The sequence below is a fragment of the Herbaspirillum rhizosphaerae genome, assembly GCF_046025915.1.
GTDB lineage: Bacteria > Pseudomonadota > Gammaproteobacteria > Burkholderiales > Burkholderiaceae_D > Herbaspirillum > Herbaspirillum rhizosphaerae_A.
In genome coordinates, this window is record NZ_JAQQFR010000001.1 from 292,460 (window position 1) to 316,968 (window position 24,509).

General features: G+C 57.1%; 30 protein-coding genes. 13 read left to right on the plus strand and 17 right to left on the minus strand.

Annotation, left to right across the window (positions count from 1 at the left end; all coding sequences use genetic code 11):
- Positions 1–149: 149 nt before the first annotated feature.
- A complete protein-coding gene (locus PQR63_RS01345) occupies positions 150–926 on the plus strand; it encodes a DUF4189 domain-containing protein (protein WP_408164955.1) in 777 nt (258 codons plus the stop codon).
- 206 nt (positions 927–1,132) lie between these two features.
- Here PQR63_RS01345 and PQR63_RS01350 read toward each other — a convergent pair whose 3' ends face one another.
- The 3 genes from PQR63_RS01350 to PQR63_RS01360 form a co-directional block, all read right to left on the minus strand.
- Positions 1,133–1,912 carry a substrate-binding periplasmic protein gene (locus PQR63_RS01350; RefSeq protein WP_408164957.1) on the minus strand — a complete coding sequence of 260 codons (780 nt, stop codon included), beginning with the start codon at positions 1,910–1,912 and terminating at the stop codon, positions 1,133–1,135.
- 329 nt (positions 1,913–2,241) lie between these two features.
- Positions 2,242–3,033 (minus strand): SDR family NAD(P)-dependent oxidoreductase, encoded by a 792-nt coding sequence (locus tag PQR63_RS01355; RefSeq protein ID WP_408164959.1) that lies wholly within the window; start codon positions 3,031–3,033, stop codon positions 2,242–2,244.
- A 279-nt stretch (positions 3,034–3,312) separates the two neighbouring features.
- Positions 3,313–3,702: a hypothetical protein gene (locus PQR63_RS01360; protein WP_408164961.1), complete on the minus strand. Its 390-nt coding sequence runs from the start codon at positions 3,700–3,702 to the stop codon at positions 3,313–3,315.
- A gap of 189 nt (positions 3,703–3,891) precedes the next feature.
- Between PQR63_RS01360 and PQR63_RS01365 the strand changes: the two genes are divergently transcribed.
- Both PQR63_RS01365 and PQR63_RS01370 read left to right on the plus strand, forming a co-directional pair.
- On the plus strand, positions 3,892–4,251 hold the full coding sequence (locus tag PQR63_RS01365; RefSeq protein ID WP_408164963.1) for a hypothetical protein: 360 nt from the start codon (positions 3,892–3,894) through the stop codon (positions 4,249–4,251).
- Between the two features lie 120 nt (positions 4,252–4,371).
- A complete protein-coding gene (locus PQR63_RS01370) occupies positions 4,372–4,494 on the plus strand; it encodes a hypothetical protein (RefSeq protein ID WP_408164965.1) in 123 nt (40 codons plus the stop codon).
- Between the two features lie 238 nt (positions 4,495–4,732).
- Here PQR63_RS01370 and PQR63_RS01375 read toward each other — a convergent pair whose 3' ends face one another.
- Entirely contained in the window at positions 4,733–5,821 is a 1,089-nt protein-coding gene (locus PQR63_RS01375; RefSeq protein WP_408164967.1) for an NADH:flavin oxidoreductase/NADH oxidase, read from the minus strand.
- A gap of 111 nt (positions 5,822–5,932) precedes the next feature.
- On the opposite strand from PQR63_RS01375, the gene PQR63_RS01380 reads away from it, so the two are divergent.
- The 3 genes from PQR63_RS01380 (at position 5,933) to PQR63_RS01390 (ending at position 7,486) form a co-directional block, all read left to right on the plus strand.
- Positions 5,933–6,241 carry an ArsR/SmtB family transcription factor gene (locus PQR63_RS01380; RefSeq protein ID WP_408164969.1) on the plus strand — a complete coding sequence of 103 codons (309 nt, stop codon included), beginning with the start codon at positions 5,933–5,935 and terminating at the stop codon, positions 6,239–6,241.
- Between the two features lie 294 nt (positions 6,242–6,535).
- Positions 6,536–6,925, plus strand: a complete 390-nt coding sequence (locus PQR63_RS01385; protein ID WP_408164971.1) for a hypothetical protein — start codon at positions 6,536–6,538, stop codon at positions 6,923–6,925.
- Positions 6,926–7,117: 192 nt separating this feature from the next.
- The gene (locus PQR63_RS01390) at positions 7,118–7,486 is read left to right on the plus strand and encodes a VOC family protein (RefSeq protein ID WP_408164972.1); all 369 of its coding nucleotides are present in this window, start codon (positions 7,118–7,120) and stop codon (positions 7,484–7,486) included.
- A gap of 25 nt (positions 7,487–7,511) precedes the next feature.
- On the opposite strand, the gene PQR63_RS01395 is transcribed toward PQR63_RS01390, so the two are convergent.
- The 4 genes from PQR63_RS01395 to PQR63_RS01410 form a co-directional block, all read right to left on the minus strand.
- Positions 7,512–7,928, minus strand: a complete 417-nt coding sequence (locus PQR63_RS01395) for a VOC family protein (protein ID WP_408164974.1) — start codon at positions 7,926–7,928, stop codon at positions 7,512–7,514.
- A 51-nt stretch (positions 7,929–7,979) separates the two neighbouring features.
- Positions 7,980–9,011 (minus strand): threonine ammonia-lyase, encoded by a 1,032-nt coding sequence (locus tag PQR63_RS01400; RefSeq protein ID WP_408164975.1) that lies wholly within the window; start codon positions 9,009–9,011, stop codon positions 7,980–7,982.
- An 80-nt stretch (positions 9,012–9,091) separates the two neighbouring features.
- Positions 9,092–9,997 carry an amino acid ABC transporter substrate-binding protein gene (locus PQR63_RS01405; RefSeq protein WP_408164977.1) on the minus strand — a complete coding sequence of 302 codons (906 nt, stop codon included), beginning with the start codon at positions 9,995–9,997 and terminating at the stop codon, positions 9,092–9,094.
- A gap of 88 nt (positions 9,998–10,085) precedes the next feature.
- Complete coding sequence (locus PQR63_RS01410; RefSeq protein WP_408164979.1) at positions 10,086–10,811, minus strand: HAD family hydrolase; 726 nt, start codon at positions 10,809–10,811, stop codon at positions 10,086–10,088.
- 101 nt (positions 10,812–10,912) lie between these two features.
- On the opposite strand from PQR63_RS01410, the gene PQR63_RS01415 reads away from it, so the two are divergent.
- Positions 10,913–11,596 carry a GntR family transcriptional regulator gene (locus PQR63_RS01415; RefSeq protein WP_408164981.1) on the plus strand — a complete coding sequence of 228 codons (684 nt, stop codon included), beginning with the start codon at positions 10,913–10,915 and terminating at the stop codon, positions 11,594–11,596.
- A 372-nt stretch (positions 11,597–11,968) separates the two neighbouring features.
- Positions 11,969–12,466 (plus strand): Csu type fimbrial protein, encoded by a 498-nt coding sequence (locus PQR63_RS01420; RefSeq protein ID WP_408164983.1) that lies wholly within the window; start codon positions 11,969–11,971, stop codon positions 12,464–12,466.
- A gap of 96 nt (positions 12,467–12,562) precedes the next feature.
- Here the strand turns inward: PQR63_RS01420 and hutG are convergent, their stop codons facing one another.
- The 4 genes from hutG to PQR63_RS01440 form a co-directional block, all read right to left on the minus strand.
- Positions 12,563–13,369: an N-formylglutamate deformylase gene (hutG, locus tag PQR63_RS01425; RefSeq protein ID WP_408164985.1), complete on the minus strand. Its 807-nt coding sequence runs from the start codon at positions 13,367–13,369 to the stop codon at positions 12,563–12,565.
- Positions 13,370–13,470: 101 nt separating this feature from the next.
- Positions 13,471–13,761 (minus strand): putative quinol monooxygenase, encoded by a 291-nt coding sequence (locus tag PQR63_RS01430; RefSeq protein WP_408164987.1) that lies wholly within the window; start codon positions 13,759–13,761, stop codon positions 13,471–13,473.
- A 170-nt stretch (positions 13,762–13,931) separates the two neighbouring features.
- The gene (locus PQR63_RS01435; protein WP_408164989.1) at positions 13,932–14,690 is read right to left on the minus strand and encodes an SDR family oxidoreductase; all 759 of its coding nucleotides are present in this window, start codon (positions 14,688–14,690) and stop codon (positions 13,932–13,934) included.
- A 61-nt stretch (positions 14,691–14,751) separates the two neighbouring features.
- Positions 14,752–15,552: an SDR family NAD(P)-dependent oxidoreductase gene (locus tag PQR63_RS01440; protein WP_408164990.1), complete on the minus strand. Its 801-nt coding sequence runs from the start codon at positions 15,550–15,552 to the stop codon at positions 14,752–14,754.
- A gap of 202 nt (positions 15,553–15,754) precedes the next feature.
- On the opposite strand from PQR63_RS01440, the gene PQR63_RS01445 reads away from it, so the two are divergent.
- The gene (locus PQR63_RS01445) at positions 15,755–16,702 is read left to right on the plus strand and encodes a GlxA family transcriptional regulator (protein ID WP_408164991.1); all 948 of its coding nucleotides are present in this window, start codon (positions 15,755–15,757) and stop codon (positions 16,700–16,702) included.
- Positions 16,703–16,737: 35 nt separating this feature from the next.
- Here PQR63_RS01445 and PQR63_RS01450 read toward each other — a convergent pair whose 3' ends face one another.
- Positions 16,738–17,355, minus strand: coding sequence for a DJ-1/PfpI family protein (locus tag PQR63_RS01450; protein ID WP_408164993.1), 618 nt, complete (start codon positions 17,353–17,355; stop codon positions 16,738–16,740).
- 101 nt (positions 17,356–17,456) lie between these two features.
- Here PQR63_RS01450 and PQR63_RS01455 point away from each other — a divergent pair, with 101 nt between their 5' ends.
- Entirely contained in the window at positions 17,457–18,791 is a 1,335-nt protein-coding gene (locus tag PQR63_RS01455) for an aminotransferase-like domain-containing protein (RefSeq protein WP_408164995.1), read from the plus strand.
- A 156-nt stretch (positions 18,792–18,947) separates the two neighbouring features.
- Positions 18,948–19,352 (plus strand): carboxymuconolactone decarboxylase family protein, encoded by a 405-nt coding sequence (locus PQR63_RS01460; protein WP_408164997.1) that lies wholly within the window; start codon positions 18,948–18,950, stop codon positions 19,350–19,352.
- A gap of 108 nt (positions 19,353–19,460) precedes the next feature.
- Here PQR63_RS01460 and PQR63_RS01465 read toward each other — a convergent pair whose 3' ends face one another.
- From PQR63_RS01465 to PQR63_RS01475, 3 genes are all read right to left on the minus strand, one after another.
- A complete protein-coding gene (locus tag PQR63_RS01465) occupies positions 19,461–20,126 on the minus strand; it encodes a hypothetical protein (protein WP_408164999.1) in 666 nt (221 codons plus the stop codon).
- Between the two features lie 40 nt (positions 20,127–20,166).
- On the minus strand, positions 20,167–21,504 hold the full coding sequence (locus tag PQR63_RS01470) for an MFS transporter (protein ID WP_408165001.1): 1,338 nt from the start codon (positions 21,502–21,504) through the stop codon (positions 20,167–20,169).
- Positions 21,505–21,700: 196 nt separating this feature from the next.
- Positions 21,701–22,519, minus strand: coding sequence for an IclR family transcriptional regulator (locus PQR63_RS01475; protein WP_408165003.1), 819 nt, complete (start codon positions 22,517–22,519; stop codon positions 21,701–21,703).
- Positions 22,520–22,595: 76 nt separating this feature from the next.
- Between PQR63_RS01475 and PQR63_RS01480 the strand changes: the two genes are divergently transcribed.
- Positions 22,596–22,754 carry a hypothetical protein gene (locus PQR63_RS01480; protein WP_408165005.1) on the plus strand — a complete coding sequence of 53 codons (159 nt, stop codon included), beginning with the start codon at positions 22,596–22,598 and terminating at the stop codon, positions 22,752–22,754.
- A gap of 195 nt (positions 22,755–22,949) precedes the next feature.
- Here the strand turns inward: PQR63_RS01480 and PQR63_RS01485 are convergent, their stop codons facing one another.
- Positions 22,950–23,120, minus strand: coding sequence for a hypothetical protein (locus PQR63_RS01485; RefSeq protein WP_408165007.1), 171 nt, complete (start codon positions 23,118–23,120; stop codon positions 22,950–22,952).
- A gap of 247 nt (positions 23,121–23,367) precedes the next feature.
- Between PQR63_RS01485 and PQR63_RS01490 the strand changes: the two genes are divergently transcribed.
- Positions 23,368–24,444 (plus strand): rhodanese-like domain-containing protein, encoded by a 1,077-nt coding sequence (locus tag PQR63_RS01490; protein WP_408165009.1) that lies wholly within the window; start codon positions 23,368–23,370, stop codon positions 24,442–24,444.
- The last annotated feature ends 65 nt before the right edge of the window (positions 24,445–24,509 follow it).

The following is a 24,509-nucleotide window of genomic DNA, read 5'->3' on the forward strand; positions in this document are numbered from 1 at the left end:
TGTCTAAGCGCACCAGTTCCGATAAATTGATCCGTGCTGTCGTCAAAGACGACCTCAGTCGCAACTGGTAACTGGCAGCAGTCAGAAACGGTACAAAAAATAATGCAAAAGCCGCCTTCACAGAAGGCAACAATAAAAAGGGGAAATGTATGCGTGGTGGACTGATAAAGATTGCCGCCGGGGCAGCCGGTGTAATTGCCGCAATTACCGCCGGCACGGCATTCGCGGCTGGCTCACTGGCCATCGATACGCTGCAGGGCAAGGAATACGGATTCTCTTTCAATCATCCGTCATACGGCGTCGCTGATGAGCGCGCAAAGAGAGAATGCGGCCCGGATTGCAGCATCGTTAAACGCTTTGAAAACCAATGCGCCGCATTTGCTGCCGATCAGGCTGCAGGCTCTACCGTTTATGGATGGTGGCAGGGCGCAGCCACCAGCGCGGTCGTGCAACAGCGCGCTCTGTCCGAATGCCGAAGCCAGGGAGGATCAAGCTGCATCGTGCGTGCATGGGGGTGCGACACAATCAAGGCAAACGACAGACAAACCAATGCAAAAACGCCGAAGCAAGATAGCAACACATTCACCATGCTGGGTGAGTGGACGCTGGATTACACCACGGCGCGCGGCTACTCGGCAAACGGTACCGTGCGCGTCACCAACGCCGTCGGCAATGGCGTCTTCCGAGGTGTCATCGTGCTGTCGTATACCTCCAATGGCATCACCAAGCAGATTCAGGAAGATGCGCTGGTTACTGTACAGGGAGAGACGATCACCATCAGTGGCAGCAATCCGGTTTATGTATCCGGGACTGGCAACTACAACGCAGACAATTACACGCTCAACAAGGTCAGCAACAATGTCCTGAAAGGCGTCAACAAAGACAATGCCGGTGCAGGCGGCATTATTGTTCTGATCAAGAAATAGCGGAGTCAGTGCCGGCGATAGGCGGCAGGCATCCTCAGCCAAACCCTCTGATGCGATATCTTATCGGACGACCGTCATCAGCAAGTAGTACTCGCCCGATCTATTAAGGTGACGTCGACATACGTTTTCAACGCTCATTGCTTGGGCCTACGATTTACCAAACCGTTGCATCCCCTGGCTAAGTGCGCGTACGTATTGTCGACTTATTATTGGTTCTCGCGCTTTGCCAGCAACGCCATATGCTTGTCCAATATCGACTTCAATTTGCCTTCGCGACGCATATTTTCCAATTGAAGATTCAGTGCTTTCAGGTGGGTGATACATGGACTCGACTTCGTTATGGCGATGAAATTGTCAGATTCCGAGACATACGGTTTTAAGGCAACAAATCTGTCGTTCTGCCCTGACGTGGTCAGGTAGACCAATCCGCTGTAGTACCCGGTGATCAGGTAATCGATACGACGCAGTTCCAGTTTCTTAAAATTCATATAAGTCTTTTGCTCGGCCTCTACCTGCAAATTCTTTCGCAAGAATTCATCGAAGCCGTTTCCAAACTGGTTGCCAAGCGTGACGCCGCCCTTTTTTCCGATCAGATCATTCCAGCCTGAATAGCTGAATTTCTTGTCCCTGGCGACAAATACGGCAATCGGATTGGAGAATAGTGCGACGTTGGTATAGGTCAAATACTCGCGTCTTTCGGGAGTGTCTTTAAGAGAAGAGATCATGTCGATCTCGCCTTCCTGTGCGCTTTTCAGTACGCGATGGAAGGGCCCGACATAGCGAATTTCATAGGGGACGTTGAGCGCTCCCAAAGCGGTCGTCACGATTTCGATACTGGCGCCGGTAAGATGTTTACCGTCGTACCATTGCAAGGGCGCGTAGTCGGAGTCGGCTGAAATAACCACTTTCCGGCATTCTTTTTCTTGCGACGAAGCCGCCAACGGGATCAATGCGAGCAATAAGACACATCGAATCAAAATAGGCATGCGCGGTCTCCCAGCGAATTTTATTTAATATTTTGCCGTATTGTTTCTGCACTATAACCTGAATAAACGCGACTGTAGGAAGAGAGTGAAGCTTAAAACTGCCAGGAAGCTGCCAGCTCGCGCGTAAGTTCGCGATTTCATTGGATCGACACCAATGCAACAACAGCTATAAGCAAGAGTCTTAGACATTGCTTATGAAGTGTGATGAAAGTGAACGGCCATAAGCAGATGCCACCCCTCTTACAGAATCGTATAAAAAAGCCCGATTCAGCTGATGCCGAATCGGGCTTTCAAATTTAATCGCCTGCTATCCGAGAGCTCTCGCTCCGTCAGAAGGCGCTCTTGATCACACCGCCGTCGACACGAAGCGCCGCACCGGTGGTGGCCGATGCGAGCGGGCTGACGACGTAGGCCACCAGTGACGCAACTTCTTGCGGCGTGCCGAAGCGTTTGATGAGTGAAGTCGGACGGACGTGTTCGAAAAATTCTGCCTCGACCTGCTGGAAGCTCTTGTCGCTCGATCGCGCCATCTCTTCGACGAAGTCGCCGACGCCACGCGATTTGGTCGGGCCGGGCAATATGCTGTTGACCGTGATGCCCGTGCCGGCGACCGATTCCGCCAGACCGCGGGACACTGCAAGCTGGGCAGTCTTGGTCATGCCGTAGTGGACCATCTCTGTGGGAATCTGTACCGCGCTTTCGCTGGAGATGAAAATAATCCGTCCCCAGTTCGCCTGCTTCATCTCCGGCAGTACCAAACGCGCAAGACGCACGCCGCTCAGTACATTGACGTCAAAGAAGCGCAGCCAGTCTTCGTCCGGAATATCTTCAAATGCCTTGGGTTCAAAGATGCCGAGGTTGTTCACGAGAATGTTGATGCCGGGGTGACGTCGCACAACCTCATTCGCGGCGTCCGCTTTGCTGAGGTCTCCGGCATAGCCTTGAACCTTACCCTTCGTTTCCGAGCGTATACGCTCCACCGCCTCGTCGACGCTGCCTTGCGTCCGGCCGTTGACGATCACGCTCGCGCCCTCTTGGGCCAGCGTGTGAGCGATGGCGTAACCGATGCCGGCAGTGCTGCCGCTTACGAGGGCAATCTTGCCGTCGAGTTGCAAATCCATGTCACTTCTCCTTGGTTGACTGCGGAAAATGCTGCCTGAATCGGCTATCAGCTGATGCTAGCGGCTGTCAGTTGGTGCTTGCCGTTTCGGCTGCCACATTACTCTATCAGGAAGTCACTGCCGGCATCGGACAAGTGAGAATTCGTGGCAAGACTGGCAAGATGCGCGATCACATGACCTGGATAAATGAGGCTGGCCTCAATTGCCGGCAATCGCGTCGCACTGTGAAGACGGTCAATCGATTTTCCGAGTGCAGCGTCCGCAAGAGCACTACGACTGTTAAAAATTCACGTGAGGAGAGACTTTTACCGAAGCATTCAAAACCGGCTGCTGCGAAAGTGCATCGACAGAAAATAGCAGGAGGATGCCGATGATAATGATGATGGCGATCTTTGCCGTGTTTTTCAGCAGATTCAGATGTGGGCGGCGCGAAGGGGTTGTATGTTGCAGTTCAAACCCCGGCGCCAAAAACCACTCTTCACCGCAGGATGGTTTGAAGTCCGTATTCACAACCGTTTTCAGCATTTTTCGCTGATGGCCGATGAGTTCGACTTCCAGTTCATGTACCGCAACCGATCCCCACAAGACTAAGAAGAAGCCCGCTCCCCAAAGCAACATGTCTGTTACCAGAGAACCGAGAGGAGAAAAGTAGGTGATTGCGACGTCCATTGTGCCCTTCTTTTGTTGCGATTGAACGAGACCGGATGATGTCAACATACTAGCCAGGATGTGCAAAAGTACTATCAGGCAGTTCCTTATTTCTTGGTTGCAATTCATGCAGTTGATTAGGGCGGTCAACCGCGGATGCCGCTTCGGTATGATTCGATGTCTCTTTCTCTCACTTTCAAAGCCTGCGACATGAAACGATACTTTGCTCTTCCCTTGTTACTTGTTGCCCTCGGCCTGGTCAGCGTGGATGCCGGCGCAAGTACGCTGACAACGCTGTCTTTCGTCATCGATATTGAGGAGCATTGCGGGGAGGGTTCGGTGGGCTGCGACAACGTGTCTTACGTCGGCACCAGCAAAAAGACCGGCAAGCGCATCAAGTTGCGCGGTAAATCGATGCACACGCTGTGCGCCGATGGTGTTACGCCCTGCCGCTTTCTCGGCTATGAGTTCAGGAACGGTACGACCCTTTATGAGGTGCAGGAGGATGGCACGCTGGTGATCATGCAGGGCAAGAAAGTGCTGCTGCAAGAGACCGGCGAATGGGATTAGGACGCGCCGGCACCTCATGCGCACCGCTCCAAACAAGGCGCTCCGCGCGATTGAGATATACTTCGGCACCTTCAGCAGTCATGCTGTAAAAAATTTCTCTCAATCAACTAAAGGAATATCATGCGCAAACTGCGTCGTATTAAAAACATGGAATCGACTTACCGTATCTTTTTTGACAAGCTGGTCAACAGCATGCTCGAAGAGCTGGGCCTGGAAATGGCTGAGCAAGAAGCCGCCAAGTAAATTGCGTAGCCTGGCGCAACGCCGGGCGTCGCGCATGTTGTGGGCAGTTGGATATCGCTGCCCACAAACCACGCAAGTCTCTTCATCTGCAGCGCCCTCTTCCTCGTACGTTCCGCAATTCTCCTCAAGCTTCAGCTGTCTAAATACTGCTCATCCGCAAAGCAGGGTTTCGCTGCGCCATAAAAAAACGGCCCGCATTGCTGCAGGCCGTTTCTGTTTGACGCTGGTGACTTCTGAATCAGTAGCGCTCAAGCCAGTGTGCGTAAGGCGCAGGCAACGTCCACGATGCGCGCTCGATGCCCAGCTCCTTGGCGGCGAAGTAAGCCCAGTGCGGATTGGCGAGATGCGCCCTGCCGACCATGACGACGTCGAGCTGCTGTTCCTTGACGACGCGTTCGGCGATCTCCGGTGTGCCGAAACCCCAGGCCGACGATACCGGCACGCCCGCTTCGCGACGTACGCGTTCTGCCACCGGCCCCATGAAGGCCGGCCCCCATGGAATCGATGTCTCGGGAATCGTGAAGCCGACGCTGACGCTGATCATGTCCATGCCGGCGGTCTTGAACTGACTCACCAGACCGATCGAGTCGAGCAAGGTCTGTTCGTCGCGGCCGTCATATTCGATCACGCCGAAACGTACTGTCAGGGGCAGATTTTCCGGCCAGACTTCGCGGACGGCTTTGAGGGTCTCCAGCAGGAAACGGCTGCGGTTCTCGACGCTGCCGCCATAGATGTCATCGCGGTGATTGGAATGCGCGGAGAAGAAGCTTTGCGCCAGATAGCCGTGGGCGAAGTGGAGTTCCAGCCATTCAAAACCGGCTTCGCGTGCGCGCAACGCGGCATCGACGAAGTTCTGGCGCACGCGAGCGATATCGTCCAGTGTCATGGCGCGTGGTTGCTTCGGCAAACCCGCACCGTAGGCGATGGCCGATGGCGCAATGGTCTGCCAGCCGCGGGCGTCGCCTTCCGCGATATGGTCGTCGCCTTCCCATGGGCGATTGGCGCTGGCTTTGCGGCCCGCGTGGGCGATCTGGATGCCTGGCACCGAACCTGCCGCCTTGATCGCCTGGACCACAGGGACGAATGCCTGTGCCTGCTCATCCGACCAGATGCCGGTACAACCCGGTGTGATGCGTCCTTCGGGGGCGACTGCCGTTGCTTCAACGATGACCAGCCCGGCGCCGCCGCGCGCCATGCCTGCATAGTGCGACAAATGCCAGTCATTGACCAGGCCGTCGACGGCCATGTACTGACACATCGGCGGCACGGCGATGCGATTGCGCAGGGTGACGTCTTTGAGTTTGAAGGGCTGGAACAGAGCGGACATGGAAACCTTTTTGCTGATGAGGGAATGAATGTTGCGTGTTTACTATTATTCGTTATTTCGAATATATACGAACAATGGAACAAGTATAACCCAAGGTGTATGATGTTGCTGATGCGTCCCTATAAACACCCTGCCCCCGACGAATTCGCCCTTGAACGCGTGCTCTACGCCTTGAGCGATTCGATTCGTCTGGACATTGTCCGGCGACTGGCTCAGGTGGAATCCGCCAGCTGCGGCGAACTGGATGGCGGTCGGCCGAAGTCGACGGTCTCGCATCATTTCAAGGTTTTGCGGGAGTCCGGCCTGGTGCTGACGGAAACAACCGGCACCATGCACATGAACCGGCTGCGCCGCGCAGACGTCGAGAACCGGTTTCCCGGACTGCTGGCGGCGATATTGGCCCAAGGCGCTGCGGCCTAGGGCGCAAGCTGACGCCGCTGCGGCGTTATCTGTCGAGTTTGTCTTGGCGGTGCAATAACAATGCGCGCTGGTCGAACGATGCGCACTCCCCTACACATTGTGGCGCGTTTCCCCACACGACTAATCGCCATCCACCGATAGTCCCGCCTTTCTTTTCCGAGCAAGATAAGCAATCGCCACGGAGCTTCCGGTCAACTCCGCTGGTGAGCTTATCTGCGTTCCGGCGATGCCGCCCGCAGCTAGTCACAAGCAAACATGAGCAATGTCCACGACCGTCCTTCGAGGAGAATTACGATGTCCAATCAAGACAATAAGCAACAACGCGATAACCAGCAACAACAAGCACAAGCTGGTCAATCCAATCAAGCTGGCCAACAAAAATCGGCACAGCAAGATCAGAGCTCGCCGGGGAAAAATCAACAGCAAGGTGGTGCTGATCAGGGAACACGCAACAATCAGCACAACCAGCAAAATCAGCAAAACTCCGGCGCCGGTCAACAACAAGGCGGCAACTTCAAGGATTCCAGCATCACTCAGGGCGGTGGACGCCAGCACACCCAGGCGGAAGAGCAACGCAACGCCGGCGGCACTGCACAAAAGCAGCAAGACCAACAAAATCGCGGGCAGAACCAACAGGCAGGCGGCAACGATCAAAAGTCCAATCCGGGATCGAAGCAGCATTGATGCGCTAGTGCCATCATCCTTAGAGACATTGAGGCCGCCATATTGCCGATGGCGGCCTTTTTTCATTGTCCGATCTGAGCATAATTTATGCTGAACTTACGCTAAACTCATGCTTAAATTTAGCGCTGAAAAAAATAGCTTTCTTGTTAGAGTGGCGATCCCGTAGATTTCAACCACATCGTCAGGAGCGCCATGTCGGCCGTACTCAACACTATCCTCATCTACGCAAAAAATCCCTCCGCCACCGCTGAGTTCTACAGCAAGTTCTTCGGTTTCGAGACCACCGGAGAGATGCTGGAAGGACTGATTGAATTGCACGCGCCCGACGCCGGAACAAGCATCCTGATCCATCAGGCCGCCAAAACCGTGAAGCTGGGGCAAGTCGGCGTGAAACTCATGTTCAGCGTGCGCGATGTTGATGGTTTCAAGGAAGAAAGCGCGCAGCGCGGCCTGGTTTTCGGCAGCACGCATCAAGCCCACGGCTATGCGTTTGCCAATGTCAAAGATCCCGACGGCAACTCGGTCGCCATCTCCAGCCGCGCTTATCGCCGGACGATTTGACGCTCTGCGGTCAATAGCGCCAGATTTATTTGTCGTAGACCTGCGCCAGATCAGCAAACCCTTTCACCTCAATCGGATTGCCCGATGGGTCGCTGAAGAACATGGTCGCCTGCTCACCTGCTTCACCCGCGAAACGAATGCTGGGAGGAATGACGAATTTCACTTCGTCGCTTCCCGACAAGGAGTCGGCGAGCTTGCGCCAGTCGTCCATTTGCAGGATGACGCCCAGATGCGGCATCGGCACCATGTGCGATCCGACCTTGCCGGTATTCGTCACCTCGAACGGCTTGCCGAGATGCAGCGACAGCTGATGGCCAAAGAAATCAATATCCACCCAGGTGTCGGTGCTTCGGCCTTCTTCACAGCCGAGTAACTTGCAGTAGAAATCGCGTGCGACATCCAGGTCGTGGACGTGGTAGGCGAGATGAAAGAGTGACTTCATGGGAATCCTTGATGATGAAATTTGCGCGATTTGGTCATAACGATACCGGATTTAGCGCAGCATGGTTTCCAGTAAAGGCATATCGATGTTGCCGCCGGACAGAACGAGCACGGTGTTGCCGCCATTGAGCGCGAGCTTTCCCGCGAGGACAGCCGCCAGCGCGACGCAGCCGCCAGGCTCCACCAAGACGTGAAGTTGCTCCAGCGCGAAACGAATCGCTGCGGCGACTTCTTCATCGCTTACGGCCACCGCACCGGTCAGGGCGTGCCGATTGATTTCATAGGGTAATTCGGCAGGGGTCACGGCTTGCAGTGCGTCGCAGATCGATTGGCTGCCGGCCGGGTTGCTTTCGCGGCGGCCGCTGGCGAGCGAGCGCACGGTGTCGTCGAAGTCCCCCGGCTCGACCGCAAAGATGCCTGTCGATGGCGACAGGGCCTTGAGCACCAGACTGCTGCCGGCAGCGAGCCCGCCGCCACCACAAGGCGTGATGAAGTTGTCCAGCCCCTCTTCCGTTTCACGTTGCAGATCGGCGATTGCTTCGAGGATGACGGTACCTTGTCCGGCGAGCACGTCAGGATGATCACCCGGTGGAATCAGGGTGCCGCCGGTTTCTTCCAGTATCTGCATGCCGATTGCTTCGCGGCTTTCGTGACGGCGATCATATTGCCTGACCTCGGCACCCTGCTTCAAGGCGCCGAGAATCTTGTTCTTCGGCGCATCGGATGGCATGACGATGGTGGCTTTTGTATTGAGTTGCTTCGCCGCCCAGGCGATCGCCTGTCCGTGATTGCCGGTCGAATAGGCGATGACGCCGCGGGATCGTTGGTCCGGCGACATGCTCAGCAATGCATTGAATGCACCGCGCGCCTTGAACGAGCCGGTGATCTGCAGGTTTTCTGCTTTCAGCCAGACGCGTGCGCCGGCGATTTCATCGAGCACGGGAGAGCGCAGCAAAGGCGTGCGGCGGACGTGGTCTCTGATGCGTTGTGCGGCCTGTTCGACATCATGAAATACAGGCACCTTGATTTCACCGAGCAATGAATGCCGGATACTCTGACTCGGGTTGGCGTGCAGGGCATGCATGGAAATGCCTCAATGGATAAGTTTAGGTAAGCACCATGCGCCGCCCAAAAGTTGGGACGGCACATGGCCACGTGATGCAATCACTCGGGAATGGCGTTGATGTCGAAAGCCGCTTTGGTCAACGGCGAGAGCGGCATGTTCAGCTGGCCGAACCATTTGTCGTACATGACTTTTCCATCGCCGTTACGGAATTTCTCTGCGATCGTGCGATTGATGATGGCCAGCAGCGTCGAGTTATTTTTTGCGACCATGATCCCGTAAGGCAGGTAAGACAAGGGACGGCCGGTGATCCGGAATTCCGCCGGATTCTTCGCGTCTTTCCGCAGTCCATAGAGGATGGTGTTGTCCGTGATGTAGGCATCGGCGCGGCCGGTCTGTACGGCGAGGAATCCTTCCGCCTGGTCGCGTACCGACATGAGGCGCATGTTCAGATGCTTTTTGTTGTTGATGCTTGTCAGCATTGCCAGGCTGGTAGAAGCATTGGGTAACGCGACTACTTTGCCGGCGAGGTCTTCCAGCTCTTTGATGGACGAGGATGCCTTGACCAGAAGCTGATCTGAGGCGACCGCCGTCACATACGAGAAATCGACCTGTCTCTGGCGCGTCAGCGTATTGACGGTGGAGCCGCATTCCATGTCGATGGTGGCGTTCTGGATCAAAGGGATGCGTGTGGAGAGGTCGACTGATTGCATGACCACCTCCAGCGACGGCAGATTCAACTCCTTCTTCAGGGACTCCACCACGGCTTCGCACAATTCCACGCTATAGCCGGTCGGCTTCTGATTGGCATCCAGATAAGAGAACGGCACGCTGAAGTCGCGCACCCCGATCTTCACTTTGTTGCTTGCCTTGATGCGCGCGATGGTCGAATCCGCTGTTTGCGCCTGGGCCTGAAGCTGAACGCCGCTGCAAAACAAAGCGGCCACGATAGCGATACTGCCTGCGAATTTGCTGCAGGTTTTCGATTCTGCGTTCTTGCCGGTCATACCATTCTCCCGTTTGAAAACTAGTTGAGTGCGAGGTTGAGTCCAAACTTAAGTACAAGCTCGGATTTCATCTGGATTGCGATTACGATCACGCCAACGCCAGATGCGCCTGGTGATAGAGCGCCAGTTCCTGCATCGTGTCGAAGCTGAGGTCGGGCTTGGCGCCGACTGCGTCTTCCGGGCGTGAGCCGAGACTACGGCCCGGACGTTTGATCCAGACGTTCGACAGGCCAAGCTGATTTGCCGGAATGACGTCGGCACGCAGGCTCTGGCCTACGTGCAGAATTCTTTCTTTGGGAATGCCTAAAGCAGCGAAGCTTTCAAATGCTGCATGAAAATGCGCGTGATCCGGTTTGTAGGCGTTCACGTTTTCGGCGGTGACGACAACGTCGGCCTTGATGCCCAGTTTGCGTTCGGAGAATTGAATCGAGGTGTTGTCGATGTTGCTTAGCAGGCCGATCTTGAAGTGCTGTTGCAGATGCGCCATGGCGGCGCGTGTGTCGGCGAACGTTGGCCATAGCATCACGGAGTTGGCGTACACCTCGCGCTCTTGCGCGTTCTCGGGAATCCCGTAGTTACGGCAGAACTGGCCATAGGCGGCCCGCAACACGTCGGGATACAACAAGGCGGGACGCTGCTTTTGCAGAGCGGCCCGCGCCTTGTCGAATTCCATCAGCAATTGCTCGTCGGACAGCGTGACGCCGTACTGGTCGGCGGTGCTGTGAAACATGGAAATGATCGTGGGTTCCCAGTCGATCAGGGTGCCGTAGACGTCAAACGTCAAGGCGTCGAATTGCGTCAGGTCTAGTTTCATGTGACTTCCTTTCATTAATCGATTATCGATAATTGATAATGCTATTATCGATAATCGATGACGTCAACCAAATTTGTTAAAATGTCGCCCGAGAGGTGAACATGAAAATATTGGAATCATTTGCACAGGACGTCATTGCCAAACGGCAACCTGCCACCGCGTCGATCGCCGATGCGCTGCGCGATGCCATTCTGAAAGGCGTGCTCAAGGGCGGCGAGCCTTTGCGCCAGGACGCCATTGCGAAGCAGTTCGCGGTCAGCCAGGTCACGGTTCGCGAGGCGTTGCGGATCCTGGAACATGAAGGATTGGTGGAGGTCGCGGCGCGGCGCGGCGCCGTGGTGTATTCACTGTCGCCGGACGATGTGGCAGAAATCACCGACTTGCGCGCCACGCTCGAAGGCAGCCTGATCAAGGCGGCGATGCCATCTCTGAATGCACAGGATTTTGAAATGGCTCAAGCGACGATCAGGCAGCTTGAACAAACCAGCGATATCGACGAGCTGATTGCGCTAAACGTGGTTTTTCACAAATGTCTCTATGGCAAAGCCAACCGCCCGCGCACGACGGCCATTCTCGACCGCCTGAGAATCAGCCTGGAACCCTACTTGCGCCTGCTATGGAACAAGACCGGCTACAAGAGACAATCGCAGGACGATCATAAAAAGATTCTTGAGCTGTGCCGGGAAAAGAAAATTGCCGAGGTGGAGAAATTCCTCAGAGTGCATATCGAGAAAACTGGTCGCGAGATTGAGGATTTGCTCAAGAGCCTTGCAACGAACAGCTGACGGCTGACCGCCCTCATCTTTGCATCTGCCTTCGCATCTGCAATTGGCGCAGGCTGAATGTGTTTTCACATCGGCTGCGCCTCAATCCCTCGTTGACCTGAAGCGCCCTTCTGGCTTCCCCCGCTCCTTCCCCCCTGCTGCCGACCACTTCGGCATAAGCGCTCGCACCAATACGCTTGCGGCTAACTGCCCTCCCGCTGTTTCACTACGCCAACGCTCCTCAGGAATTCCCCGATGGAATTGACAAGCATGTCAGGTTTCCCCCGATACCTGCGGGTATGTGGAAAACGTAAAGTTCACCTGTGCCCGGCGAATTCGAAATTCTTGTAATCGGACAAGAACGAAAGCGCCAATCAATCAGGAGAGAATGCCATGTTCACCATCAACAAAAATCGTGTCATCTGCGCCACCCTCGCTGCCGCCATGTTGGCTTCCGGCGCTCCGGTCATGGCTGCTACCGCAACTGGCACCCTGGTTGTCACTGCAACCGTGTTGGCCTCCTGCACTGTGGTCGGTTCGACCATCGCCTTCGGCAACTACACCAGCTCGCAAGTTGACCAAACCGGCAACATTGCAGTGCTCTGCACCAACGGTACTTCGTACACCATCGGCCTGGATGCAGGCGCCGGCACCGGCGCTACCACCAGCGTGCGCAAACTGACCGGCTCGCTGGGCGGCAACCTGAACTACGCGCTGTATCGCGATTCCGGCCGCACCAACAACTGGGGTTCGACTATCGGCACCGACACACAAGCCGGCACCGGCAACGGCCTGATCCAAAACCTGACTGTCTACGGCCGTATCGCCAGCGCACAGACCCCGCTGGCCGGCGTCTATACGGACACAGTGACGGTTACGCTGACTTACTGATTCAGTTTCACAGCAAGCAAAAAGCCCGGCATCAGTGCATGATGTCGGGCTTTTTTCATTAGGCAACGAGGCAATGAAACCGCAAAGTGGCCTGCGTCAAGGTCGCGGCAAGGCCTGCAGCGCAGCCTCCATGATGACCCGGATAACCGGAGCGGACTCTTGCGCCAGGTCTGGCCGATAGCCGAAAGGCGGTGTTTCGTTCATGTAAGTCGACTGGCACATTTCCAGCTGCACAGCGTGGATATTGTCTTGCGGCCGTCCATAGTTGCGAGTGATGTAGCCGCCTTTGAAGCGGCCGTTCATTACCGAGGTAAAGCGCTGGCCGACGGCGACAGCCGCTGCACGTTCAATGGCGTCTTGCACCGCAGGAGCGCAGCTGCGCCCCTCGTTGGTCCCGAGGTTGAAATCAGGCAGCTTGCCGTCGAACAGACGCGGCAAACGGCTCGCGATGGAATGTGCATCCCACAGCAACACGGCGCCATGCAGTGCACGCAGTCGCGCAAGTTCCGCCTGTAACTGGTCGTGGTAGGGACGCCAGTATGTCGCCAGGCGCTCGGCGATCTCTTCTTTTGTGGGGGCCTGACCGTCCTGATAGATCGATTCACCGGGAAAGGTTTCGGTCGGACAAAGCGATGTGGTCGCTTGGCCGGGATACAGGCTCTCGTCACCAGGCGGACGATTGAGGTCGATCACATAGCGCGAGTGCGTCGCCTGCAAGATGCTCGCGCCCATCGATTTGGCGAAATCATAAAGCTGCGCCAAATGCCAGTCGGTATCCGCCAGCAGATTCGCAGCGGGCGTCAGGCGATTGGCGATCCCGTCGGGGATGTGCGTGCCCATGTGAGGTATGGAAATGAGCAGGGGCTGCTCTCCACGTGTGAGATTGAAAAAATCGACTGCCATTGCTGCTCCGTTCATCATTCAATCAATATGCCGCGACTGCGCTCGTGCCTGCCGAACACGACAGGCAAAGCGGATCTGGCCATGCTGGTGCGTCAGATGCGTCAGCTCACCGGGATCAGTTTGCTGATCTGCAGATCGGCGCGGTCCTTCAAGGCACCACCGAGGGTTGCCAATGCCGCACCGCGTCCATGCGCCTCCAGATCTGCCATGCTGCTCCAGCGCTCAATCATGATCAGCCGGTTCGGTTCATCCATATCTTCGTGCAACACATATTGTTCGCAACCTGGTTCCAGGCGCACCGCAGCTACAGCCGTGCGCAGCGCGTCGATAACCGCCTGGCGATGGCCCGCATGCGCGGTGATGGTGGCGACGACGGCGATGGGTTGAGTCATTTTGGTTTCCTAGCGTGGTGAATACGTCCGGCCATTGTCGCTGATATTGGCACATGGCGTCGGCAGGCCCGATTTGTTTCAGTTTCAATGAAAAATGACAAATCCCCGCCCTGAACAGGCGGCGATTTGCTACACGATCCAGATCGAAATCAGACCAGCATCTGACGAGGTCAAACTGGAATCGGATTCTCAATCAGCGACAAGTTGAAGCCGGTGAACATGGCGTGTTCGCCCGGGCCCGGATTGGCGCGCAGCGGACGTACCGCTTCGACGATCACTTCCTCGGCGTCGCTTTCCAGCGCAACCATGGTCTCCGCGATGAAAGCGTCGAGCGGCATGGCGCGCGGATCGCCGCTCTTCCTGACCAGATCAGTATCCACCCATGGCGGGGCGATCTCTTGCACGCGTACGGCGGTGTCACGCAACATGAAGCGCTGTGACATCGCATACGAATGCAACGCGGCCTTGGACGCCGAATACACCGCCGTCGTCGCCAGCGGAATGTACGCCAGCACGGACGTGTTGTGAATGATGGTCGCACGCGGCTGACGCTTGAGCTGATCAATCAGCGCCGAAGTCAGACGAATCGGGCCAAGCAGGTTGGTATCGAGAATGCTGCGCGATACCTCGTCGTCGATCCGTGCACCGGCGTCGTCGAAGGGCATGATGCCGGCGTTGTTGATCAGCACGTTCAGCGCCGGATAACGCGCCGTCAGCGTCTTTGCAGCGGCATCGATGCTGGCCGGGTCGGCGATGTCGATCTCGATGGAAGCCATGCCGGGATTGGCGGCGACGACTTCATCCAGCAGTGCTTTGCGACGACCGCCGATGATGACGGTGTTGCCGCGTGCGTGCAGCGCTTCGGCCAGTCCGCGGCCGATGCCGGAGGCGCCGCCGGTGATGAAGATGGTGTTGTCGGTGAGTTTCATGATGGCTCTTTCGTTAATTGAGTAAATTGAGTAAATTGATAAGGAAGTCGGGCTGACGGGATCAGTTCGCAGTGAGGTAACGTGGCGCCACGGCCTTGTTCGACAAATGTGCCGACATGATCTGGCGGGCAGCTTCATAGGCTTCCCACTCGCTCACATCGGGCAGCGAAGGAATCGTGATCAGCTCGCCGCGATCAAATCCGACCAGCGCGGCGTCGACCATGTTTTCCGCAGTCATGACGATATTCGGGTCGAGATGCTCTACCGGCAATCCGCCCAGCTCCCAGAATTCAGTCGCGGTGGCACCAGGCAACACGGCCTGAACGCGCACGCCTTGTGCGGCCAGTTCGTGGTGCAGCGATTGGCTGAAGGCGTAGACGAATGCCTTGCTGCCGCCATAGACGCCATTGAGGACTTCCGGTGCAATACCAACGATGGACGCGATATTGATGATCCGGCCCTTGCCGCGTGCCACGAAGCCCGGTACTGCGGCGTAAGTCAGACGGGTCAGTGCAGTGACGTTCAGGTCGATAAGTTGCGTCATCTTGTCGATGTCGCTCGACAGCAGCGGCGTGTGGGTACCGATGCCGGCGTTGTTGACCAGCAAGGTGATGCTGGCGTCGTTGCGCAGCTTGGCTTCTACCTGCGCCAGCGAGGACCTGTCGTTGAGGTCGGCAACCAGCACCTCGACGGTACGGCGGGTTTCGTTGGTGATGCGGTCGGCCAGTGCGTTGAGGCGGTCACGGTTACGGGCAACCAGAATCAGGTCGTAACCGCGTTTGGCCAGGCGGTCGGCGTAGATGGCGCCGATGCCCGAAGAGGCGCCGGTGATGAGGGCAGTACCTTGGTGTGCTTGCGTCATGATGTTGCTCCTGTGTTGGTCGTGTTTCAGATAAATCAGATACGTCGGATAAGTTGGCCTAAGCGCCGGCTTGAGGACAAATGCTCAGTTGTTTGAATGCATGGACACATGATAGGGACGCTTGACGTTGTCTCAAATGACGTTTATGGTCATGTTTTAAGACATAGGCCGATATTCAGACAATATTGGACAAGGAACAAACATGCATCGCGTCGGATACTTGCTGCAGGATGGGTTTCAGATCATGGCGGTGGCGACACAGGCGGTATTCGAGTACGCCAATATGGTCGCCGGAGAAACCTTCTATCAGGTCGAGAACTATTCGCTGGCCGGGAATGAGGTGCGCTCATCCCTCGGCTTGCGCGTCGAAACGCGGGTGCCGACTGCGCGGACGCAGGTAGATACCTGGATCGTCACCGGCGTCGGTGACCCGCTGAGTTTTCCGGCCTCGGATGAAGAGCAAGCTTTCCTGAAAAAAGCCGCCGCGCGCGCGCGGCGTGTCGCGGCGATCTGTACCGGCGGGTTCGTGCTGGCGGAGGCGGGATTGCTGGAAGGACGGCGCGCCACCACGCACTGGTACTTTGCGCGCGAGATGCAGAAGCGCTTTCCGGATATTCAGGTGGAAGATGATCGGATTTACATCGTCGACGGTCCGATCTGGACGTCGGCAGGCATGACGGCAGGATTGGATCTGGCGCTGGCGATTGTAGAGAAAGATCTGGGCAGCGACGCGATGCGCTCGGTCGCGCACAAGCTGGTGATGTATCAGCGCCGCTCGGGCGGACAATCGCAGCATTCCGAAATCCTCGATCTGTCGCCGAAGTCGGATCGCATTCAGAATGCACTGAACTATGCGCGCAAGAATCTCAGCAAGGAATTGACAGTCGATGAGCTGGCGGAATCCGTCAATCTCAGTCCGCGTCAGTTCAGCCGTGTGTTCACCGAAGAAACCGGACAATCACCGGCCAAGGCCATCGAAGGATTGCGCCTGGAAGCGGCGCGACTGATGATTGAGCAAAGCCGCCATCCGCTGGAAGTGATCGCCAGAGAGACCGGCTTCCGTGACCGGCGTCACATGCGGGAAGTATTCATGCGCGGATTCGGTGTGCCGCCGCAAGCGATCCGGCGCGATGTGCGTGAAGCCAAATAGAAGAGGCGGTTGAGCACTCTGCCTTACGTTTGCATTTATGCGGCTGCCACCGGCTGCGGCAGAAACTGCGCGATGTTCTTCATCATGCGCGCAACGTATTCATCCTTCTCACCCACCGGTGCGACATAGTGGATGGCGCTTTGTGCCGCATCGATTCCTTCCAGCCGCGCGATCACCCACGCCGCCAGATAGTTTGATGCCAGACACCCGCCTGCCGTGGCGAGATTGCCTCTGGCGAAGAACGGCTGATTCAAGACTTCCACACCCGCCTCCTGTACCCACGGCTTGGTCGTGAGATCGGTGCAGGCCGGCACTTTGTCAAGCAAACCGAGCTTGGCCAATATCAGCGTGCCGGAGCATTGCGCCCCCAACAGTTGCCGCGACGGATCCAGTTGCAGGCGCGCCATGATTTCTTCGCTGGCCACCACGTCTCGGGTTTTGATGCCGCTGCCGACGAGGACGGCGTCGGCGCGTCCAGCCTCTTCCAGCGTAATGTGAGATTCGATGTCGAGACCGTTCATGGACCGCAACTGTTTGGTCGGCCCGGCGATAGAGACGCGCCAATCCGGCTTCTTGATGCGATGGAGGATGCCGAAGGCGATCAGCGAATCCAGTTCGTTGAAGCCGTCAAAGGTCAGAATGCTGATGTGCATGGCGCGGTTTTCCTGTTCAAGTCCGATGGCGATGAGGCATCATAGAACCCGCAATCAGTACAATCAAATTATTGTCATGGATACATAGGACAAGCCACAACATGGCGCACGCACGCTACAAACAACTGGTCGATCTCTTCGCTGCAGATATCCGCTCCGGCCTGCTCAGGCCCGGCACGCGCTTGCCGACACACCGCCAGCTCGCCGCAAAGGAAGGATTGGCGCTGGTCACCGCCACGCGGGTCTATGCCGAGCTGGATGCAATGGGGCTGGTCAGCGGGGAAACCGGGCGCGGCACGTTCGTCCGCGAGACCGCCCTGCCGCCTGATCAGGGCGTCGATTTGCAAGCGGTGGCGGCGGGCGTGATCGATCTCAACTTCAACTACCCTTCCCTGCCTGAGCAAACCCGGCTACTGAGCACCGCTTTGCGCCGGCTCGCGTCCTCCGGTGATCTGGAAGCGCTGCTGCGCTACCAGCCGCATGCCGGACGTCCGCATGAACGCGCCACCGTGGCGCAGCATCTCGCGAGCCGGGGATTGTCCGTCGCAGCCGAACAGGTGTTGATTGTCAGTGGCGCACAGCATGGCCTCGCGGTGACAGCCATGGCATTGCTCAATCCCGGCGATGTGGTGGCGACGGATGCGCTGACTTATTCGGGATTCAAGGTACTCGCTGAGGCGCAACGGCTGGAGCTGGCGGCCGTTCCTTTATCCGAACACGGCCCCGATCTGGATGCCTTGGAAAAACTGTGCAGGAAGCGGCGTGTGCGTGCGCTGTACACCATGCCGACGCTGCACAATCCGATGGGCTGGGTGATGAATCTGGAGCAGCGTAAAAGGTTGGTGGCGATCGTCCGGCAATACGGATTGCTGATTATCGAAGATGCCGCTTACGCCTTTCTCGCGGAAGATCCACCTCCGCCACTTGCAGCGCTGGCGCCGGAAACTACGATCTATGTCTCGGGATTGTCGAAGAGTGTCGCGACCGGATTGCGCGTCGGCTTTGTCGCCGCCCCGCTGCCGCTGGTGCAAAAGATCGAACGCGCCATCCGCGCCACCACCTGGAACACACCCGGCGTCATGACGGCGATTGCCTGCGACTGGCTTGAGGATGGCAGCATTGCCCGGCTGGAAGCAGACAAACGCGCCGACGCACGGAGCAGACAGACGATGGCCCGAAAAATCCTCAAGGGCCTGCGTACCATCTCGCATCCGGCGTCTTATTTTCTGTGGCTGCCGCTGCCGGAAGAAGTCCGCGCCGATCAGGTCGCGATGGCGCTATTGCAAGAAAATGTCTCCGTCTCGACCGCTGAACCGTTTGCCGTCGGCGAACACGTGCCGCATGCCATCCGGCTCGCACTGGGGTCGGTGGAACCCGACGCATTGCAGACAGCGCTCAGGACAGTAAGAAAAGTTATCGAGGGCTATGCGTATTAACAATGCGATCAAGATTTCCACGGTGTTGCCAGGATAAAGTTCGTCCACGAACGCTTGCGCAGGCACCACGTAGAATGTCCGGTTGTAGTTGAAATGAAATCAGCAGACTCGGACGTCTATTCGAAATTTGACAGAGATCTTTACAAGGAGCCGCATATGGCGATGGTGAAAATGGTGGAAGATGGCGCTGCGCCGAAAGAGGTGCAAGCAGTGTTCGACGATATCAAGGCCACACGCAAGTCGGATTGGATCAACAACTTCTGGAAAGTCCTGGCAAGCTCCCCTGCCACCCTCCAGCGCATCTGGTCCAACGTCAAGCAGGTGATGGCGCCGGGAGCGATCGATCCGCTGACCAAGGAGATGCTGTATATCGCGGTGAGCGTGACGAACAACTGCGAATATTGCATCCACTCGCACACTGCGGCGGCAAAAGCAAAAGGCATGACGGACGAAATGTTCGCAGAGCTGCTTGCGGTTGTTGGTTTGGCGAACGAAACCAACCGGCTTGCGAATGGCTACCGGATACCGGTCGACGAGCAATTTATTCCGAAGCTTGATTAACGCGGTGGGTGACGAGTTTGAATAAGTGCCCGCCAGGACGTATCGATCTGCGAGCAAAAAAAATCCACATGGAGACCATGTGGATTGAAGTTTCAAGGTACGACGGAGTTAACGCTTTACAGTAGAAAATATCAGATCGTATTGCTCGAATGTCGCCTCGGGAATGGACAGGCTGGCGGCACTCGCCGAGATGGACTTGGCCAGCGTGACGTCATCCAGCGTTTCAATCGCCAGGATCCCTGAGTAGATTCCTTCGCCACCGCGACGCATCGATTTTTCCTTGGTGGCAATCTGCGTGCCGTCGGCCGAGACTTCCATCAAATAGGTGTTCACGACACGATCTTGTGCGGCAATGTGCGCCAGTCCTTGCGGTGAGGCGTCGTTCTTCAGGCCGGCAGGAATGGCTTCGTCGAATCTGGCGACTGCGAGGCAAGTGCCGAACGCATTGGCGCTGCCTGCGCGCTTCACGATTGTTCCACCGCCACGGCGAAATTGTTGCAGCACCGGCATGATGCGCTGCGTCCATGGCGTCGGCTGATTCAGACGGGCCTGATAGTCGAGGCTGCCCATGATCTCGGCATGGGCCAGCTCGTAGAGAATCAGGTATTCCGATGGCGCACTTCCCCGGCGGCGAAAAACGCGCCCCGAGCTGAAACCGGGGATGCCGACGCGTTCAAAGACGTGCTCCCGCGTCAGCCAGTGCAGATAATCGGTTTCGACGTCTGCCGCCACGGTGCTCCAGATGGCCAGCAGACCCGTTCCATTTACGGTCATGTTTGTTCCTTGTTTCAAAGTCTGATTCACATTCGGCGGCTCAGACCGACGCGCGTTTTTCCGTCGGTGCCACCCCGGCGTACTGATCGTTATCGCCGAAATCCGTATCCACGCGGTTCAAGTCGTTGCCCTTGGTTTCCGGACCGATGGCGATCATCACGAAGGACAGAATGTTCAGCGCCGCGACAAGCGCCACGAGACCCCACGGCGATCCGTTGCCCTGCTTCACCAGCCAGGTCGCTACTACCGGAGCAGGCCCGCCGGCAAACAGACTGGCGCCGGTGAAGGCAAGCGCGGAGCCGGTGTAGCGGACATTGGTAGGAAACACCTCGGCAAAGGCGACCGGCTGGATACCTGTCTGTACCTGGGTGAAGGCCATGAACAAGCCCATCGCGATGGCCATCACCGCGAAGTTACGGGTTTCCAACGCAGGGAAATAGCACAGCGCGATGACGAAGGTGGCGGCAGACGCGATCAACAGAGCGCGCTTGCGACCGATCTTGTCGCTCACGATGCCGCCGGCGATGGAGCCCGCGATGGCGCACGCATTGGCGATCATCAGCAACTTGAATCCGGTCTGCTTCGGCACACCCAGCGTATTGGTCAGATAGCTCAGCGTGAACACAACCGCCAGATAGAACAACGCTGTCGGCCCGCAAAAAAACAGCATCATGCGAATGATGGTTTTGTAGTGCAAACGGAAAGCATCACGCAGTGGACGACCGGCCTTGGAGGCGCTGGTCTTTTTCATCTCGACGAACGCTGGTGTCTCACTGACTTTGACACGGATATAGATCCCCACGAGCACCAGAATGAAGCTGGCGACAAACGGAATCCGCCAGCCATAGCTCTCAAACGACTCTTGCGTCATGAAGGCGGATAGCGATAGCAATACCGCGTTGGCCAGAATCTGACTCAGCGGCGCGCACATGCCGATGATGCCGGAGTAGCGTCCACGGCGGCTTGCCGGCGCATGCTCCAGCGCCATCAGCTGACCGCCGGTCGATTCACCGCCGAGCGCGAAACCCTGCAGGATGCGCAGGATCACCAGCAGGATCGGGGCATACACGCCGATCTGCGCATAGGTCGGCAGCAAACCCATCAGTACCGAGGTGATCCCCATCACCGAGACGGTGCCGAGCATCAGATTGCGGCGGCCGATCTTGTCGCCGAAGTAGCCGCAGATGATCGCGCCCAGCGGCCGTGCCGCCAGGCCCACACTGAAAGTCGCCAGCGATGCCAGCAGTGCCGATGTCGGTTCCATCGCGGGGAAGAACAACTTGGGCAGGATCGTGGCGGCTACGGCGCCGTACAAGGTAAAGTCAAACCATTCCAAGGCCGTGCCCAGCGTCGCCGCGCTGACTGCCCGGTTTGCCATTGCAGTGCTATCCGTGTGATTCGATGAACTACTCATCTGTGTCTCCTTATGAAATTTTTCTGATGGCCTTGTTGATCTTGGTTTTGTTCTCGCGCCAGGCTTTTTCGCGCGCAAAACTTCCCCCCTCAGCGCACCTGGGTGAACTGATCGGAATGAAAACTGGGTGAAACTTGCTTAGTTTTGGATGACTATTTTTTTATGATGTGACGGCGCCCTGCTTGCCGTGCTGCATGCCCAGCGATCGTCTGAACATCGGCGACACACTGCTGGCTTCAGAAAGCTCCAGGGCCGTCGATTGCATGATCGGCGCCAGGTCTTTCATGCGCTCTTCTCCCAATCTGGACATCGGCCCGGCGATGATCAGAATGGCCCGGACTTCTCCTGCCGCGCCCAGAACGGGCGTAGCCATCGAACTCATCGCCGGCAAAAACATGTCCTGTGTAGTCGCATAGTTGTTGCCGCGAGCCAGCGCGATCATCGGCAACAGCGCCTTGAAGGTGGTCGGCGCACGTGGGCCGAACTCGGCCGGCGTGCCGAAGCCCTGCTTCGATACCAGCGCCATGGCTTCTTCATCCGACTTGGTCGACATCCAGACGATACCGGCCGCGCTGCAGGACAAGGTCACCGGACGTCCCATCTCGGGGTCATACACGATGCCTTGACGGGCGCCTTGCGCCTTGGCGACATAGATCAGTTGATCGTCTTCGACGATCGCCAGCCGCACCAGCTCGCCGCACTGCGCGGCCAGCTTCTCAAGAATAGGCTGAGCGATATCGGCAATCCCGGCTGCGCTCAGGAAGCGCAAACCCAGCGACGGCATCTTCATCGTCAGCAAAAACTCGCCGCGACGTTCGTCTTTGCGGACATAGCCTTGCTCGATAAGATCAGCCAGCAAGCGGTGCGTGGCGCTCAGGGGAAGTCCCAGCTCGCTCACCAGCTCCGTGAGCGTTCTGCCTTCGGGAGCGACGGCCAACTCTTCAAGTATGCGAAAACTGCGTTGCAATACGGCGGTCATGTTGTTCCTTGCAAAGTTCGGTCAAGTGATCGGGTAAAGCAAATCACACGACGCGTTATTGAATGGAATCAATTTTATGGAAACTTCTTCCATTTTGCAAACTCTTTCCATTTTTAGAAAAATCTTCGTTGTTTCGATTGTTTTTTTATTTCCTTCAGGAAGGATTGCGCACAAAGAGATTCACTGCGGACAACAAAAAGCCCGCTTGCGCGGGCTTTTATGTGGGCGTCGGTAGAGCAGACAGCATCATGCAGCAACGCGATCCTGCAACAACTCAACCCGGCGATCAGTCAGCAGCGGCAGGACACGTCCAGCCACATACGATGCCGCAGCCTTGCTCGCCTCGGGTGAGCTGGTGCATGTGTTGCCGGAAGTGGAAACGGCGGGCTAAAACGCTTAGTGATATACGGCGCAGGTTGACGGCGCGACCTCAGCGACCTTCTTCCTTGGTACGGCAACACTTCTTGGCCTCGTACTCGGCCCGCAGCTGGATCAAGCGACGCTTGGCGAACTTTTGGCGCACGAGCGCGCCCAGTCCCACGATCAGCAAGCAAAGTGCGGACAGCAGAACCCCCAGCAACGGCATTCCCATTTGATTCATCTTTCCCCCGTGGACCGGTGTCCGGCCCAGCGACAAGCATTCTTTTGGGAACATTATACTCACCAGTTTGTTATATTTGACAGCCGAGATTGTCCGAAAATCAATAATTTATCCACGTTACAACACCGGTGAATCAACAGTCCTTCGCCCTTTTCATCTGGACGGGCGTGGCTCAACCGGACGCGTTTGTTATGATGGAAGCGTCGGTGCGACGCCTGTCCGCACCTATCCACTTTCAGAGTCCGCAATGATTTTTCGCCAGCTTTTCGATCCGACTTCCTGCACTTACACCTATCTGCTGGGTGACGGTGGCCAGGCTGTGCTGATCGATCCGGTCTTCGAACTGGTGCCGCGCGACCTGGCGCTGCTGGAAGAACTCGACCTGAGGCTGGTTGCCACCCTCGACACACACGTGCACGCCGACCATGTGACCGGGGCCTGGCGCTTGCATGAACGATGCGGTAGCCGTATCGCTCTGTCGGCAGCAGCCGCGGCCGATACCGCCCTGGTAGGCCAACTGTTGAGTCATGGCGACCACATCGGCTTCGGCAGCCGTACCCTGAGCGTGCGCGCCACGCCCGGCCACACCGGCGGTTGCCTGACCTACGTACTGGACGATCAGCGCATGGCCTTTACCGGCGACAGTCTGCTGATTCGCGGCTGCGGCCGTACCGATTTTCAACAAGGCAGCCCGCAGCAATTGTTCTCTTCCGTGCGCGAACAAATTCTGACGCTGCCCGACGATTGCCTGCTCTACCCTGCGCACGACTATCGCGGCATTACCGTCAGCAGCGTCGCCGAAGAGCGGCGCTTCAATCCTCGTCTGGGCGGCGATGCGGATGTCGGCGACTTCGCCGGGTACATGAACAATCTGCATCTGCCGCATCCCAAACTGATGGATGTCGCCGTGCCGGCCAACCTGCGTTGCGGCAAACCCGATGGCGATGCGCCAACGCCCGAGACACCTGCATGGGCGCCGCTCACCTTGCGCTTCAGCGGCATCTGGGAAATTGAGCCGATGAGCTTGCTGGAACACGCTGCCAAGGTGCAGATCGTGGATGTGCGCGAAGCGCCCGAGTTCGTCGACAGCATCGGCCACATCGCCGGTGCGCGGCTGGTTCCGCTGTCCGAACTGAGCAGTCGCCTCAATGAGCTGGATCAAAGCCGCCCCGTCGTGGCGGTCTGCCGCTCAGGCGTGCGCTCGGCACAGGCCAGTGCGTTGCTGGCCAAATCAGGTTTTTCCCAAGTCGCTAATCTGGCAGGCGGCATGTTGAAATGGCGGAGCGAGTCGCTGCCGGTGGTGTGTGACGGCGAGCGCAGTTAGGCCGGCATTTTCATCTGGCGATGTGCAGCGTGGGAAGTTGAAGGTATCCTCCGTTCAATCCTCAG